This is a genomic window from Thauera sp. 27 (genome assembly GCF_000310125.2).
Classification (GTDB): Bacteria; Pseudomonadota; Gammaproteobacteria; order Burkholderiales; family Rhodocyclaceae; genus Thauera; species Thauera mechernichensis.
The window spans coordinates 73,322-89,066 of record NZ_AMXB01000010.1; the positions used below are offsets into that span (position 1 = coordinate 73,322).

Below are 15,745 nucleotides of genomic sequence, written 5' to 3' on the forward strand. Positions count from 1 at the left end.
TCCGGTAACGGGGCGGCCTCGCTTTTTTGTATATGATGCCGCCCGGAATGCAGCCTGCGCTGCCTCGCCCACCTGACACTTCTCCCGGGAGCTAGCATGAACATCCAGACAGCCGATCTCTGCGACACCCACGGCGACGCGCTTTCAGTGGTCGCACCGATGTTCTCGTCCTACGGCGGACGAAAGTCGTTCGGCGGCCAGATCGCCACCCTCAAGCTGTTCGAGGACAATTCCTTCGTACGCAAGGCAGTGGACAGCCCCGGCGCCGGCCGCGTCCTCGTTGTAGACGGTGGCGCGTCGATGCGCTGCGCCTTGGTGGGCGACCAGCTCGCCGAGCTTGCGGTGAAGAACGGCTGGGCAGGCATCATCGTGTACGGCTGCATCCGTGACTCGGCCGCGATCGGCCAGATGGATCTCGGCGTATTCGCGCTCGGCACCCACCCGCGCAAGACGGTAAAACGTGACGTCGGCGAGGTCGACGTCCCCGTCACCTTCGGCGGCGTCACCTTCGTACCCGGTCACCATGTCTATGCGGATGAGGACGGGGTCGTCCTGTCGCCAAACGCCCTGCTTTGAGCACTGAGTGAGCCGCCTCCTGACTGAGGCGGCTCACAAGCACCTCGAATCGGCTTGCAGCGCAACACAGGACGGACGTGAACCCATTTCACTGTACCGATCTTCTTTTCACATCACGAAAAATACATCACAACGCACTGTATTTAAACTATAAATTTTTTTCTTATGTCTTATATAAGACATATTGCTGCTGCGCAGAATGCCGCCTATACTTCCACTCCATCTGCACGGCCCTTTCTCCCTCGAAGACGCCCGCAGTCCGGATAGGAGCCCGGTGCCTGAGCCGGCCCCCGATGGTTGAACCCTTCTGCTCTCTAAAGGAAGCATCATGACTCTGACCCGCGAACAGCAAATCGCCGCCCTCGAAAAAGACTGGGCTGAAAACCCCCGCTGGAAGGGCGTCAAGCGCGGTTACACCGCCGCCGACGTGGTCCGCCTGCGCGGCAGCCTGCAGCCCGAGTACACCCTGGCCCAGCGTGGCGCCAAGGTGCTGTGGGAGAAGGTCAACGGCGGCGCCAAGAAGGGTTACGTGAACGCCTTCGGCGCCATCACCGCCGGTCAGGCCATGCAGCAGGCCAAGGCTGGCCTGGAAGCCGTGTATCTGTCCGGCTGGCAGGTCGCCGCCGACGGCAACACCTCCGAAACCATGTACCCGGACCAGTCGCTGTACGCCTACGACTCGGTGCCGACCATGGTTCGCCGCATCAACAACACCTTCAAGCGCGCTGACGAGATCCAGTGGTCGCGTGGCATCAACCCGGGCGACGAAGGCTTCATCGACTACTTCCTGCCGATCGTGGCCGACGCCGAAGCCGGTTTCGGCGGCGTGCTGAACGCCTTCGAACTGATGAAGAACATGATCGCCGCGGGTGCCGCAGGCGTTCACTTCGAAGACCAGCTGGCTGCTGCCAAGAAGTGCGGCCACATGGGTGGCAAGGTGCTGGTGCCGACCCGTGAAGCCATCGAGAAGCTGATCTCCGCGCGTTTCGCCGCCGACGTGATGGGTGTGCCCACCCTGATCCTGGCCCGTACCGATGCCGAAGCCGCCAACCTGATCACCTCCGACTACGACGCCAACGACAAGCCCTTCCTCACCGGTGAGCGCACCCAGGAAGGCTTCTACCGCGTCAAGAACGGTCTGGAGCAGTCCATCTCCCGTGGCGTGGCCTACGCCCCCTACGCCGACCTGGTGTGGTGCGAAACCGGCGTGCCCGATATCGGCTTCGCCCGCGAATTCGCCCAGGCCGTGCTGGCTGCCTGCCCGGGCAAGCTGCTGTCGTACAACTGCTCGCCGTCCTTCAACTGGAAGAAGAACCTCAACGACTCGCAGATCGCTTCCTTCCAGGAAGAGCTGTCGGCGCTGGGCTACAAGTACCAGTTCATCACCCTGGCCGGTATCCACGTCAACTGGTACAACACCTTCAAGTTCGCCCACGCTTACGCTCGCGGCGAAGGCATGAAGCACTACGTCGAGATGGTCCAGGAGCCGGAATTCGCTGCTCGCGAAATGGGCTACACCTTCGTGTCCCACCAGCAGGAAGTCGGCACCGGTTACTTCGACGAAGTCACCACCGTGATCCAGGGTGGTTCGTCCTCGGTCAAGGCGCTGACTGGCTCGACCGAAGAAGAGCAGTTCCACTAAGAGGCCGTGCGCGCCCGGCGCCTTCGCGGCTCCGGGCAGGCATGACGAGAAGGCCACCGCACTCGCGGTGGCCTTTGCGCTTCTGCCGCAGGGTGACCGAATCTTCAGCCGCGTCCCGGTCCCATGCCGCTACCGTCACGCGGACCGCCATGCATGCCCCCTTTCATGCCACGCTCGCCCTTGCGCCCCATCTTCTCGAACTCGGCATCGAAAACGGTCTTCTGCGCATCGCTCAGGCTTGCATAGAACGTCTCGACCGACTTGCGCGCTTCGGCCAGTTCGACCTGGCGCAGCTTGCTCATCTCTTCCATGCGCTGCATGCGCTCGATCGCCGTCTTCGGCGGCTCGGTAGCGCGACGCTCTGCCATCTGGCTTGCCATGCGCTCGGCGCGCACCTTCATGTCGTTCTTGAAGGTGACAAATGCCGGCTTTTGCTCTGCGGTGAGTGCAAGTGCAAGCTCAAGACGAGCCATGTGCAGCTCGGCACGCTCGGTCATCCGCGCCTTCATCTGCTCAGGCGCCATCTGTGACCAGCCGGCCTTGCCGCCGCGGGGACCGTCCCCCATGCACTGCCCGCCTCCCCAGGCCAGGGCGGCACTCGTTCCAAGCGCACCGGTCGCGATGAGGGCAGCAGCAAGCGAGTTCTTGATCCAGGTCTTCATGATTAATCTCCAATCAGGTTCGGGAAGGGACTTGCCCTTCTGAGGGCGCCCATCCGTTCGGGCGACGGAGCCATTACAGCACCCGCGTGTAAGCGGCGTTTGTCCAGGCACCGGGGTTTTGCAGCCTCATGTCTCAGAGGCCGGAGCAGATACGCTGGGATACAAAACGAAGCGCCCGAGACCTTAAGATGCGCGCATTGGAGAAGCCAAGATGAGCCAGCAAGACCATATCCTGATCGTCGACGACGACCGCGACATCCGCCACCTGCTTGCCGATTACCTCGAGAAACAGGGCTTGCGCTGCACCACTGCCGCCGACGGACGCGAGATGAAGGCCGCGCTCGAACAACACCGCATCGACCTCATCGTGCTCGACGTGATGATGCCCGGCGACGACGGCCTGACGCTGTGCCGCAACCTGCGCGCAGGCGGCGGAGCGCATGCCGGCACCCCCATACTGATGCTGACCGCGCGCGGCGAGGACATGGACCGCATCATCGGCCTGGAGATGGGCGCTGACGACTACCTGCCCAAGCCCTTCGTGCCGCGCGAACTGCTCGCGCGCGTGCGCTCCGTGCTGCGCCGGACCCGCGCACTGCCGCCCAATCTCGACGCATCGCCTCCCGCCAATGCGCGTGCGCTGCACTTTGCCCACTGGCAACTCGATACGGTCAACCGCCACCTCGTCGACGCTGACGGCACCGTGGTGCCACTGTCCGGCGCAGAGTACCGGATGCTCAGCGTGTTCCTGTCTCACCCGCAGAAAGTGCTGTCACGCGACCAACTGATGGAACTCACTCAGGGGAGAGAGGCCGACATCTTCGATCGCTCGATCGACCTGCTGGTAAGCCGGCTACGCCAACGCCTGGGCGACAACGCCCGCGAATCGAGCATCATCAAGACCGTGCGCAACGAAGGCTACGTGCTCGCGACCGAGGTAAGCATCGCCGCCGGCACGACGAGCGCAAAGGCATGAAGATGCCTTGGCCGCGCAGCCTCTTCGCCCGCCTGATGCTGATCTGGCTGGTGGGCATGACGCTGGTGCTTGCGGTCAGCCTCGCGCTGTTCGTCGGCGAGCGCGAGCGCATCGGGCGAAGCGCCCTGTTCGAGGGCATTGCCCAGGAAATAGCTGCCGCGGCCGACCTGCTCGACCGCATGTCGCCCCCCGAGCGCGAACGCTGGATCGACGAGTTCGGCCGCCGCCGCCTGCGACTGAGCCTGCGGCCCGTCAGCGACGATCGACTGCGGTCACTGGCTACCGACCACCCCTTGCACCTTGCCCTGCGCACGGCCATGCCTGACCGCCCGTTCTCCATCCTCACCGTGTCCAGGGGCGACCGACCGCACCCGATGCTGCTTGTCAGCCTGCAGCTTCGCGACGGCGGCCACGTTCAGGTGCGCCTTCCCAACATCCCCCCCGCGCCGCCGCTCCACACCCCTCAGCCCGGACGCCTGTTCGCAGCCTTGGCTGCGCTCGTCGTCGGCGTCGGCCTGCTGACATGGCTTGCCGTCCGTCTCGCAACCCGTCCGCTATCGCGCATGGCCGCCGCCGCGCGCGCACTCGGCGAAGACCCCGCACGCGCGCCCATGGACACGCGCGGCCCGACCGAGGTGGCGCAGGCGGCCACGGCCTTCAACCAGATGCAGCAGCGCATCGCCGAACACGTCACCGAGCGCACCCGCATCCTTGCAGCCATCTCACACGACCTGCAGACACCGATCACCCGCTTGAGACTGCGCGCGGAGATGGTCGACGACGAGGCCCTGCGCAGCCGCATCCAGTCAGACCTCGACGCGATGCAGGGCCTGGTGCGCGAGGGCCTGGCCTATGCCCGCAGCCTGGACGAACGCGCACCGGCACAAGCCGTCGAACTCCTGCCGCTGCTCCATGCCCTGGCCGAGGACGCCCGGGACATGGGCTGGACGGTCAATGTCCCCGACTCGCCCGGTGTCCGTGTGGAAGCCAACCCTTCGGCCTTGCGTCGGGCGCTGTGGAACTTGATCGAGAACGGTATCAAGTTCGGCGGCACGGTCGACATCGCACTCACCAGACACCCATCAGGCGCCTCTGCCAGAGTCGCCATCGCCATCCGCGACCATGGCCCGGGCTTGCCAGAAGCGGAGCTGGAGAAGGTGTTCGAAGCCTTCTACCGTACAGAGGCCTCGCGCAACCGCGAAACCGGTGGCACCGGACTCGGCTTGGCCATCACCCGCAACCTGCTGCATGGTCAGGGTGGCGAGGTCAGCTTGCACAATCACCCCGATGGCGGACTGGTCGCCACTGTGGCGCTGCGCGCCCTGTAGCAGGCCGCCAGCGCTTCGAAGGCGCTCCGCTCGGCATCCGTACGGGCCTGGCTCCAGCCCCGCTGCCGCGCCATGACTGCAGCCACGCCGGGCGCGGCACGACGTGCTGCCTCGGCATCCAGGAACAGGCAGCGACTGCGTCGGGCCAGTACGTCCTCCACCCCAAGCGCCAACCCGGCTCGCACGGCATGACGCACCTCTTCGGCAGACGGCACGAAGGGCGATGCGCAGACGCCGTCCTCAGCCCCCAAAGCCGCCTCCCCGTGCATATCTGGCCGCCACAGCCCACCGCTGTCGAGTCTCAGCCTGTCGGTGACGGAGGGTCGATGGGCGAAGCCCGCGACCTCCTCGGCCACGTCTACGGCATGCTCGGCCATGCTGCGGTAAGTCGTCCACTTCCCGCCCAGGACGCTGACCAGCCCGTGCTCCGACACATCGACCCGATGCTCACGCGACAGGCTACCGGTAGCGGCCACGGCACCACCTCCGAGCAGGGGGCGCAGGCCGACGAAAACGCTGCGCACGTCCGCGCGCGTCGGCGCGCGTCGCAGGTAGCGTCCGACCGTCTCGAGCAGGAAGTCGATCTCGCCCGCCATCGGCTCGGGCTCCTCAGGCAGGTCGTCACGCGGGGTGTCGGTGGTGCCGACGAGGACCCTGCCCTGCCAGGGGATGAGGAAGACCACCCGGCCGTCATCGGTATGCGGCAGGAGCACCGCGTCCGCTCCGGACAGGAAGTCCGCGTCGATCACGATATGGACGCCCTGGCTCGGACGCAGCTGCTGCGGCGCATCGGGCCTGAGCATGCGCATCACGTTGTCGGACCACACGCCGGTGGCATTGATCACCGCGCGTGCGCCCAGCCGATACGTTCGCCCGCTCTCCCGCTCACGTACGGTGAGGCCGCCTATCCTGCTGCCATCGAGCGCGAACGATTCGAGCGCGCAGCGATTGAGCACCAGCGCGCCATGCAGGATGGCTGTGCGCGCGAGCGCAACGGCGAGCGCCGCGTCGTCGAACTGCGCGTCCCAGTAAGCAACGCCACCCAGCGCCCGCTCCGCGCACAAGGTGGGCATGGCCGTGCGGACATCGGCCGCGGACATGAGCCTGCAGCGCCCAAGGCCGTCGGCGCCGGCGAGCAGGTCGTAGAGACCAAGGCCGAGCCCCATCCACACCCGCTCGCTCCAGCGCTGCGTCGGCACAACGAAACGCAGCGGGTGCACCAGGTCTGCGGCATTGCGCAGCAGACGCCCGCGCTCGACGAGCGCCTCGCGCACCAGCGCCAGCCTGCCCTGGGCCAGGTAGCGCACGCCGCCATGAATGAGCTTGCTCGACCGCGAACTGGTGCCGGCCGCAAAGTCACGCGCCTCGACAAGCAGGATGGAGTACCCACGCGCGGCCGCGTCCAGTGCACAGCCGAGGCCGCTCGCACCGCCGCCGATGACCACGAAGTCCCAGGTCGACGATGCGTTCAGCCTGGCGAGCAATGACGCGCGTGCGAAGACCTCTCCGTTTTCGCGCGACTGCGTGTCCCCCACCCCGCTCAGCTCCCCGCCCAGCCGCGCGCGCATGTAACCGCGCGCGCCCAGCGCGCACGCGCCGCACCGCGGCGGTCCGCCCCCCAACGCGGCTCGAAGCGACGGTCGAGCCGCCACCCAGCCTCGATCTCGTGGGCATCCGCCCACAGCCCGCAGCCGAGCGCCGCCAGACAGGCTGCACCGTAGGCGGTGGTCTCGAGCAGGCGAGGACGCAGCACCGGTACGCCGAGCAGGTCGGCCTGCATCTGCATGAGCAGGTCGTTGGCCGCCGCCCCGCCATCGACGCGCAGTTCGCACAGGGGCGCGGCACCGTCCCGCACCATGGCCTCGACCAGGTCGGCGGTCTGCGCGGCAATGGCCTCGAGCGCAGCCCGTGCGATGTGCGCTGCCCCGCTGCCGCGCGTCAGCCCGAGCAGGGTGCCGCGTGCATTCGCATCCCAATACGGCGCCCCCAGGCCGGTGAAGGCCGGCACCATCACCACCCCGCCGCTGTCGGCCACGCTGGCAGCGAGAGCCTCGACCTCGTCCGAGCGGCGTACGATCCCGAGCCCGTCGCGCAGCCACTGCACGATCGCCCCGCCCATGAACACGCTGCCCTCCAGGGCGTAGCAAACCCCGCTCCCCCCGACCCCCGACCAGCCCACCGTGGTCAGCAGGCGGTTGCGCGAGGCCACTGCATGCGCGCCGGTGTTCATCAACAGGAAGCACCCCGTACCGTAGGTGTTCTTGGCCATGCCCGGTGCAAGGCAGCCCTGACCGATCGTCGCCGCCTGCTGGTCACCGGCAATGCCGGCGATCGGGATCGGGGCTCCGAACACGCGGGCATCTGTTTCGCCGCATACGCCACTGCTCGCCACCACCCTGGGCAACAACGCGGCGGGGATGCGGAAGCGCTCGAGCAGCAAGGGGTCCCAGTCCAGGGTGTGGATGTTGAACAGCAGCGTGCGCGCGGCATTGCCGGGGTCGGTCAAATGCAGCCGGCCGCCGGTAAGATGCCAGACCAGCCAGCTGTCGATGGTACCGAAGGCCAGCTCACCCCGCTCCGCACGCGCACGCGCGCCGGGCAGCGTATCGAGCAGCCAGGCGAGCTTGGTCGCCGAGAAGTAGGGATCGAGCTCGAGGCCGGTGCGCGCGCGCAGGTCGTCCGCCCAGCCTTGGGCGCGCAGGCGTTCGCACTCGGCGGCCGTGCGCCGGTCCTGCCACACGATTGCCGGCGCCAGTGCGCGGCCACTGGCGCGCTCCCACAGCACGGTCGTCTCGCGCTGGTTGGCGATGCCAATCGCCGCCACCTCGCCGGCCCGGATACCGGCGTTGGCGAGCGCCTCGCGCGCGCAGTCGAACTGGGTGCGCAGGATGTCCTGGGCATCGTGTTCGACGCGGTCGGGCGCCGGAAAATGTTGAACGAACTCGGCCTGCGCCACGCCGCGTACCCGGCCCCCCGCATCGAACACCATCGCCCGCGAGCTGGTCGTTCCCTGGTCCAGGGCAAGGAGATAAGCCATGTCGCCTCCGCACGCTAGGTTTGCCGTCACCTCTGGCTGACAGACTAACCCCGCTGCGCCAAGGCGACCACCCCGGGAAAGCCACGATATGGTTCAATGCGCCACCGTATCGCTGCAGCGCAACACCCGCCATGCCCGCCATCTGGATGATCGTCTCCTGCTTCCTGTTCGCCTGTATGGGCGTGTGCGTGAAGCTCAGCTCGGGCAGCTTCTCGACCGGCGAGATCGTGTTCTACCGCGGCGCAGTCAGCATGCTGATGATGGTGGCGCTGGCGGCCCTGCAGGGGCAGCGCCTGACCACGCCGCACTGGCGCATGCACCTCTCGCGCAGCCTGTCGGGTTCGCTCGCACTGTGCTGCTACTTCTTCGCCATCGGCTTGCTGCCGCTGGCCACGGCGGTCACGCTCAACTACACCTCGCCGATCTTCGTCGCCCTGTTGCTGGCTGCTTTTTTCGGCGAACGCCTGCGCTGGCCGGTCCTGCTTGCAGTGCTGGTCGGCTTTGCCAGCGTCGTCATCCTGCTGCGCCCCACCCTGCAACCGGCGCAGTGGCTGGGCGCCGCCGCAGGCCTGGGTTCGGGTGCAGTCGCCAGCCTCGCCTACATCAGCGTACGTGAGCTCGGACGCGTGGGCGAACCGGAGGTACGAACGGTATTCTGGTTCTCACTCACCACCACGCTGATCGGCCTCGGCTGGGCCCTGGCCAGCGGCGTGCACCGCCCTGACGGCATGCAGTTGCTGACCCTGCTCGGCGTCGGCGTGTTCGGCGGCCTTGCCCAGCTGGCAATGACGCGCTCGTACCGCTTCGGCCGCACCGTGGTGTCGGCCAACCTGAGCTACGCAACGGTCGTGTTTGCGAGCCTGTTCGGCATGCTTTTCTGGGGCGAACTGATGCCGCCCTCCTCGTGGCTGGCGATCGCACTGATCATCTCGAGCGCCATACTCATCTCGTTCGCCACCCGCAAGGCGCGCTGAACACGGCAGCGAGACTCGCAAGGCCCCATCCGCGCGCCGTCACGATTGAGCCCGGGCCTGCTCGGGACTATAGTTGAGCCATCCCCGAGCCATAGCAAGGAGGCAGTGATGATCAACACCGAGCATACCGACAAGATGGTGGCAGTCGCCGTCTTCGGCGAATTCACGCTGGCCGACTACAAGGAATTCGAGGAACTGGTCAATTACAAGATCCAGTTCTCCGGCACGGTCGACCTGCTCTTCGACCTGCGTGAGATGGCAGGCTTCACCCTCGACGTGGCCTGGGAGGAGATCAAGTTCTCGCGCCAGCATGCGCACGATTTCCGCCGTATCGCAGTGCTGACCGAGGACCAGTGGCTGACCTGGAGCGCCTGGGTCTCGCAGCTCTTCGTCGATGCCGAGGTGCGTGTCTTCGACGATGAAGGCGAGGCGCGCGCCTGGCTGGAGGCAGATGCAGCCGCAGAAGCGGCTTCCTGACCGCCGTGCAATGAACGCGTCGTATTCGACCCTGATCGGGGCGCTCGACCTGGCTCAACGCCTGCACGACCCTGACTGGGTGGTGTTCGACTGCCGCTTCGACCTTGCCAACCCGGCATTCGGCCACCAGGCCTACCTCGATGGTCATGTGCCGGGAGCCTTCTTCCTCGACCTCGACGACGACCTGTCGAGCGCGAAGACCGGACGCAACGGCCGCCACCCCCTGCCAGATCCGGCCCGGCTGGCCGCCAGGCTGGCCGCATGCGGCGTCTCGAACCACAGCCAGGTGGTGGCCTACGATGACGCAGGCGGCATGTTCGCCGCCCGCCTGTGGTGGCTGCTGCGCTGGCTGGGCCACCACCGCGTGGCTGTTCTCGACGGCGGCCTTCAATCCTGGCTGAGCCTCGGCCAGCCCCTGGACAGCACCCTGCCCGAAGCGCAACAGCGTACCTATACCCTGTCGCTGCGCTCGGAGCGCGTGGACGCCGACTACGTCCTCGAACACCTTGGCAGCGCAGATATGGTGCTGATCGACGCGCGCAGCCCGGACCGTTTCCGCGGCGAGAACGAGGCGCTCGATCCGGTGGGAGGCCATATCCCGGGCGCGATCAATCGCTTCTTTCGCGACAACCTCGACAGCAAGGGCTGCTTCAAGCAGCCGTCCGTGCTACGCGAAGAGTTCGGCGCGCTGCTCGGCGCCCACGGACCGCGACAGGTGATCCACCAATGCGGGTCTGGGGTGACCGCGTGCGTCAATGCTCTCGCAATGGAGGCGGCAGGCCTGCCCGGCTCGCGCCTGTATGCCGGATCGTGGAGCGAGTGGTGTGCGGACCCCAGCCGACCGGTAGCGCGCGGCAGCGCTTGATGCCGAAGCCATGCCTGCGCAGGCGGGCGGACATCGCATGTTTCACCAGTCGACCTTCTCCACCGCGCCGAGCGAGCGCCCGAGAAAACGCTCGCCAATGGTCTGGAAGCGCAGCGGCACGTCGCTGACGACAAACCGATACCCCGCGCGCGCGCCGGCACTGCGCATCAGGCCTGCCTGCTGCAGGCGCTCGGCCGCGAGTTCGGCGGTGGTCACCGCCGAATCGATGAGGCGCACCGACGGGCCCGCGACATCTCGCAACAGCGGCTTGAGCAAGGGGTAGTGGGTGCAGCCAAGGACCAGGCTGTCGACCTCTTCCGCCAGCACAGGCCGCAGGTACTCCTGCGCCGTCAGCCGCGTCACCTCGTGGTCCAGCCAGCCCTCCTCGACCAGCGGCACGAACAACGGGCAGGCCTGCGAATACACGCGCACCGAACTGTCGAGCTCGTGCATGCGCCGAGCATAGGCATTGCTGTTGATCGTCGTCGGCGTGCCGATGACGCCGATGCGGCGCCCCGTCGAGCTCGCCACCGCCGCACGCGCGCCGGCCTCGATTACATCCAGCACCGGGACGCTGCCCGCGAGGCGATGCACCACCTCGGCCGCCACCGCCGCCATCGTGTTGCAGGCGATGATCAGCATCTTGACCTCGCGCTGCAGCAGGAACTCGGTGATCTGTGCCGTGAAGTGCTCGATGGTGGCAACCGACTTCACGCCGTAGGGCACGCGCGCCGTATCGCCGAAGTACACGATGCTCTCCAGCGGCAGGCGCTCCATCAGGGCGCGCACCACGGTCAAGCCACCGACCCCGGAGTCGAACACGCCGATCGGACGCGCAGCCTCAGGCTTGCTCAAAAGCGTGCTCCAGCGGCGGCCGCGGCGTGGTACGCGCGGCTCACGACAACACGACCGACGCGAACTTGCGCTTGCCGACCTGCAGCACCACCGTTTCTCCGGCACGCAAGACCAGCGCCTTGTCCTCGGCACGCTCACCGTTGATGCGCACCCCGCCCTGGCCGATCATGCGCATCGCTTCGGACGTGGTGGCGGTCAGCCCCGCCTGCTTGAGCACCTGGAACAGCGGCATGCCGTCAGCGCCGACGCTGACATTGACCTGCGGGATGTCGTCGGGGATCGCGTTGCGCTGGAAGCGCGCCTCGAAGTCGGCCAGCGCCTCGTCAGCCGCGCGCTGGCCATGGAAACGAGCGACGAACTCCATCGCCAGCATCACCTTGACGTCACGCGGATTGCGCCCGCCGTCCACGTCGGCGCGCAGTTGCGCGATCTCGGCACTGGAGCGGAAGGACAGCAGATCGTAATACCGCCACATCAGCGTGTCGGAAACCGACATGGTCTTGCCGAAAATCTCCTTCGCCGGTTCGGCAATGCCAATGTAGTTGCCGAGCGACTTCGACATCTTGTTGACGCCGTCCAGGCCCTCGAGCAGCGGCACCATCACCACGCACTGCGGCTCCTGGCCGTAGTGCTTCTGCAGTTCGCGCCCCATCAGCAGGTTGAAGCGCTGGTCGGTTCCGCCCAACTCCACGTCTGCCTTCATCGCCACCGAGTCGTAGCCCTGGCACAGCGGATAGAGGAACTCATGGATCGCGATCGGCTGGTTGTTGCCATAGCGGCGCGCGAAGTCGTCGCGCTCGAGCATGCGCGCCACGGTCTGCTGCGAGGCCAGGCGGATCATGCCTGCAGCGCCGAGATCGTTCATCCACGCCGAATTGAAGCAGATCTCGGTGCGCTCGGGATCGAGGATCTTGAACACCTGGTCCTGATAGGTCCTGGCGTTCTCCATGATCTGCTCACGGGACAGCGGCGGACGCGTGGTGTTCTTGCCGCTGGGGTCGCCGATCATGCCGGTGAAGTCGCCGATCAGGAACTGGACCTGGTGGCCGAGCTCCTGGAAATGGCGCAGCTTGTTGATCAGGACCGTGTGACCAAGATGCAGGTCGGGGGCAGTCGGGTCGAAGCCAGCCTTGACCCTCAGCGGGCGGCCGCTCTTGAGCTTCTCGACCAGCTCGGCCTCGATCAGCAGTGCATCGGTACCGCGCTTGATCAGCTCGATCGCCGCCTGGACATCAGTCATTCAATTTCTCCAAAAATACCTTCCCGAACAAGGGTATTAGTTTGCTAAACTTCGGCAAATTTTTTTCGCCCATTCCAGCGGACAGCGCTCATGAAGGCCAGAAAGACCCGAATTCTAGCCGATCTACCGGCCCAGCTCCTTCTTCGCCCCCGCAGCTGGCTCCTCGCCGGCATCACCGGGGCATCGCTGCTCGGCGTTGTGGCTGCGACCGCAGTTGCACCGGGCAGCGACACGGCCGACATCCAGTTCGCGCGCGTAGTCGAAAGCCTGCCCGCGCCGGTTGCGGTGATCGAAGCGGAGAACGACCTCCCCTTCGTGTACAGCGAGCGCATCCAGGCCGGAGACACCCTGCAGTCCATTTTCAGCCGCCTGCATATCGACGACGCCGAGGCACTCGCACACCTGTCGGCCTCGGCAGAGGGCAAGCAGGCCGTGCGCCAGTTGCGCGCCGGGCGCTCGGTCACCGCCATCGTCTCCCCCGATGGCCGCATCGCATCATTCAGCGTGCCGATGGGCAACAGCGGCACGCAGCTGGTGCTCGAGCGCAACGATCAGGGGCTTGCCTTGCGTGAGTCCAGCGGGGAAACCCAGGTCACGATGACGGAGATGCGTTCAGGCACGATCACGCACTCCCTGTTCGGCGCCACCGACGCGGTCGGCCTACCCGACAACGTCGCCACCCAACTGGCGACGATCTTCGGCACCTGGATCGACTTCCATACCGACCTGCGCAAGGGCGATCGCTTCAACGTCATTTACGAAGCGATCTACGAAGAAGGCAACCCTGTTCGCGCTGGCCGCATCGTCGCCGCCGAATTCATCAACAAGGGCGAGCGCCACGCCGTCGTCCTCCACCGCGGCCCGAGCGGCAAGGAGCAGTACTACAGCGACGACGGCCGCAGCCTCCAGCAGGGCTTCCTGCGCTCACCGCTGGAATTCTCGCGCGTGAGCTCGAGCTTCGGCCGCCGCCTGCATCCGATCCACCGCAGCTGGCGAAACCACAACGGCACCGACTTTGCCGCACCGACCGGCACTCCGATCAAAGCCACCTCGGACGGCACCGTCGAGTTCGTCGGCAGCCAGCGCGGCTTTGGCAACCTCATCGTGCTCAAGCACCGCAATGGCATCACCACCCACTACGCCCATCTCAATGGTTTCGCCAAGGGCCTGAGCAAAGGCCAGCCAATCAGCCAGGGCGACCTGATTGGCTATGTCGGCTGCACTGGGTGGTGCACCGGCCCCCACCTTCACTACGAGGTGCACATCAACAAGGTGCCGCAAGATCCGATGACCGTGGCGCTGCCGATGGCAGACACGCTGAATGCGCGCGAACTCGCCGCCTTCAAGCGCGACACCGCGCCGCTGCGCAATCGCTTCGCCCTGCTCAACTACGAGCTTGCCAGCGCTGAATGAATGCTGATCGCAGCCCGCGCGCGGGCTGCAAAATAAAACGGGGCGCCGCGGCGCCCCGTTTTATTTTGCAGTGCCTACGTCTCACGCCGAGAAAGACGAACCACAGCCGCAGGTGCTGGTCGCATTCGGGTTGCGGATGACGAACTGCGAACCTTCAAGACCTTCGGTGTAGTCGATCTCTGCACCGATGAGATACTGATAGCTCATGGCGTCGATCAACAGCATCACGCCGTTCTTCTCATAGGTCGTATCGTCCTCGTTCACTTCCTCGTCGAAAGTGAAGCCGTACTGAAAGCCCGAGCAGCCACCGCCCGAGACGAAGACGCGCAGCTTGAGCTGCGGATTGCCCTCTTCCTCGATCAGCTCGCGGACCTTGTTCGCTGCGCTATCGGTGAAGACCAGGATATCGGGGGTTTCAACTTCTGCGCTCATGTTTTCTCCTCTGTTGGGGGGTGTGCCGCGAATGATGCGCTCTTCGCGACGCTACCGTGCAAATCGGATCGTCGTCCGAATACCAAGTTCCCGTCAAGGGCTGACGGGAACGATGTCCAGGCCGGCGTCCTCGTCGAAGCCGAACATGATGTTTAGGTTCTGCACCGCCTGCCCGGCCGCACCCTTGACCAGGTTATCGATGACCGACAGCACCACCACGGTGTCACCACCCTGCGGCCGATGGACGGCAATCCGGCACAGGTTCGACGCACGCACGGAGCGGGTTTCAGGATGGCTGCCCGCCGGCATCACGTCGACGAAAGCCTCGCCCGCATAGCGCCGCTCGTACAGCCCTTGCAGGTCAGATGCATCGACACCCGGCATGAGCCGCCCGTACAAGGTGGCATGGATGCCACGGATCATCGGCGTCAGATGCGGCACGAAGGTCAGGCCGACCTGCTGCCCAGCCGCGAGCGAGAGGCCCTGACGGATCTCGGGCAGATGGCGATGACCCGGCACGCCGTAGGCCTTGAATGAATCCGCTGCCTCAGGCAGCAGGGTATGCACCTCGGCCTTGCGCCCCGCGCCCGACACGCCCGACTTGGCATCGGCGATCAAGTGACCGATATCGATGAGCCCCGCCTCGACCAGCGGCAGAAAACCCAGCTGGACAGCAGTCGGGTAGCACCCCGGGTTGGCCAGCACGCGCGCACTGCGAATCTGCTCACGATTGACCTCCGGCAGTCCATACACGGCCTCGGCGACGAGTTCGGGCGAGGCGTGATCCATCCCGTACCACTTCTGCCACTCGGCAACATCGCGGATACGAAAATCCGCCGCCAGATCGATCACACGCACACCCGCGGCGACGAGCTCCGCAGCCTGCTTCATTGCAATGCCGTTCGGCGTGGCAAAGAAGACCGCGTCGCACTTCTCGAGGCCCGCATCCTGCGGCGTGACGAACTTGAGACTCACCCGACGACGCAGACTGGGGAACATGTCCGACACGGCCATGCCGGCCTCGCCACGCGAGGTGATCGCCGTGAGCTCCACCCCTGGATGCCGCGCCAGCAGACGCAGCAGCTCGACGCCGGTATATCCGGTACCGCCAACGACTCCAACCTTGATCATGCTTGCTCCTCGCAACGAAAGACCTCAGGGCCGGATTATCGCACTGCCGGCTGCGGTGCGCGCATGCCTGACGACGTCACAACGTCCGGCAAAGCTCTTCCCGAAGCCCCTGCACCGGGCAGGGTCAAGCGTGCCGC

The 15,745-nt window shown here is 66.0% G+C and carries 15 protein-coding genes; 8 read left to right on the forward strand and 7 right to left on the reverse strand.

Annotation, left to right across the window (positions count from 1 at the left end; genetic code table 11):
• Nucleotides 1-96: 96 nt before the first annotated feature.
• Nucleotides 97-576, forward strand: coding sequence for a ribonuclease E activity regulator RraA (rraA, locus tag B447_RS07300; RefSeq protein WP_002938230.1), 480 nt, complete (start codon nt 97-99; stop codon nt 574-576).
• A 328-nt stretch (nt 577-904) separates the two neighbouring features.
• Nucleotides 905-2,218: an isocitrate lyase gene (gene aceA, locus B447_RS07305; protein WP_002924505.1), complete on the forward strand. Its 1,314-nt coding sequence runs from the start codon at nt 905-907 to the stop codon at nt 2,216-2,218.
• Nucleotides 2,219-2,322: 104 nt separating this feature from the next.
• Here the strand turns inward: aceA and B447_RS07310 are convergent, their stop codons facing one another.
• Nucleotides 2,323-2,880 (reverse strand): Spy/CpxP family protein refolding chaperone, encoded by a 558-nt coding sequence (locus B447_RS07310; protein ID WP_002938236.1) that lies wholly within the window; start codon nt 2,878-2,880, stop codon nt 2,323-2,325.
• A gap of 211 nt (nt 2,881-3,091) precedes the next feature.
• Between B447_RS07310 and B447_RS07315 the strand changes: the two genes are divergently transcribed.
• Both B447_RS07315 and B447_RS07320 read left to right on the forward strand, forming a co-directional pair.
• The gene (locus B447_RS07315) at nt 3,092-3,856 is read left to right on the forward strand and encodes a response regulator (protein ID WP_002938237.1); all 765 of its coding nucleotides are present in this window, start codon (nt 3,092-3,094) and stop codon (nt 3,854-3,856) included.
• Nucleotides 3,853-5,184, forward strand: a complete 1,332-nt coding sequence (locus B447_RS07320) for an ATP-binding protein (protein ID WP_002938238.1) — start codon at nt 3,853-3,855, stop codon at nt 5,182-5,184. The genes B447_RS07315 and B447_RS07320 overlap by 4 nt, the downstream gene beginning before the upstream one ends.
• Here B447_RS07320 and B447_RS07325 read toward each other — a convergent pair.
• Entirely contained in the window at nt 5,136-6,752 is a 1,617-nt protein-coding gene (locus tag B447_RS07325) for a glycerol-3-phosphate dehydrogenase/oxidase (protein ID WP_002938239.1), read from the reverse strand. The genes B447_RS07320 and B447_RS07325 overlap by 49 nt on opposite strands.
• Nucleotides 6,725-8,221 carry a glycerol kinase GlpK gene (gene glpK, locus B447_RS07330; RefSeq protein ID WP_002938242.1) on the reverse strand — a complete coding sequence of 499 codons (1,497 nt, stop codon included), beginning with the start codon at nt 8,219-8,221 and terminating at the stop codon, nt 6,725-6,727. The genes B447_RS07325 and glpK overlap by 28 nt, the downstream gene beginning before the upstream one ends.
• Nucleotides 8,222-8,352: 131 nt before the next feature.
• On the opposite strand from glpK, the gene B447_RS07335 reads away from it, so the two are divergent.
• From B447_RS07335 to B447_RS07345, 3 genes are all read left to right on the forward strand, one after another.
• Nucleotides 8,353-9,195: a DMT family transporter gene (locus B447_RS07335; protein ID WP_002938245.1), complete on the forward strand. Its 843-nt coding sequence runs from the start codon at nt 8,353-8,355 to the stop codon at nt 9,193-9,195.
• 108 nt (nt 9,196-9,303) lie between these two features.
• On the forward strand, nt 9,304-9,672 hold the full coding sequence (locus B447_RS07340) for an STAS/SEC14 domain-containing protein (protein WP_002924517.1): 369 nt from the start codon (nt 9,304-9,306) through the stop codon (nt 9,670-9,672).
• Between the two features lie 10 nt (nt 9,673-9,682).
• Nucleotides 9,683-10,537, forward strand: coding sequence for a sulfurtransferase (locus tag B447_RS07345; RefSeq protein ID WP_198291756.1), 855 nt, complete (start codon nt 9,683-9,685; stop codon nt 10,535-10,537).
• A 42-nt stretch (nt 10,538-10,579) separates the two neighbouring features.
• On the opposite strand, the gene murI is transcribed toward B447_RS07345, so the two are convergent.
• Together murI and tyrS are read right to left on the reverse strand one after the other, a co-directional pair.
• Nucleotides 10,580-11,392 carry a glutamate racemase gene (gene murI, locus B447_RS07350; RefSeq protein ID WP_002938248.1) on the reverse strand — a complete coding sequence of 271 codons (813 nt, stop codon included), beginning with the start codon at nt 11,390-11,392 and terminating at the stop codon, nt 10,580-10,582.
• Nucleotides 11,393-11,432: 40 nt separating this feature from the next.
• Nucleotides 11,433-12,632, reverse strand: coding sequence for a tyrosine--tRNA ligase (gene tyrS / locus B447_RS07355; RefSeq protein ID WP_002938250.1), 1,200 nt, complete (start codon nt 12,630-12,632; stop codon nt 11,433-11,435).
• 90 nt (nt 12,633-12,722) lie between these two features.
• On the opposite strand from tyrS, the gene B447_RS07360 reads away from it, so the two are divergent.
• Nucleotides 12,723-14,045 carry a M23 family metallopeptidase gene (locus B447_RS07360; protein WP_002938251.1) on the forward strand — a complete coding sequence of 441 codons (1,323 nt, stop codon included), beginning with the start codon at nt 12,723-12,725 and terminating at the stop codon, nt 14,043-14,045.
• Nucleotides 14,046-14,126: 81 nt separating this feature from the next.
• Here B447_RS07360 and erpA read toward each other — a convergent pair whose 3' ends face one another.
• Both erpA and argC read right to left on the reverse strand, forming a co-directional pair.
• Nucleotides 14,127-14,477, reverse strand: a complete 351-nt coding sequence (gene erpA, locus B447_RS07365) for an iron-sulfur cluster insertion protein ErpA (RefSeq protein WP_002924524.1) — start codon at nt 14,475-14,477, stop codon at nt 14,127-14,129.
• Nucleotides 14,478-14,570: 93 nt separating this feature from the next.
• Nucleotides 14,571-15,608 (reverse strand): N-acetyl-gamma-glutamyl-phosphate reductase, encoded by a 1,038-nt coding sequence (argC, locus tag B447_RS07370; RefSeq protein WP_002938252.1) that lies wholly within the window; start codon nt 15,606-15,608, stop codon nt 14,571-14,573.
• Nucleotides 15,609-15,745 lie beyond the last annotated feature (137 nt).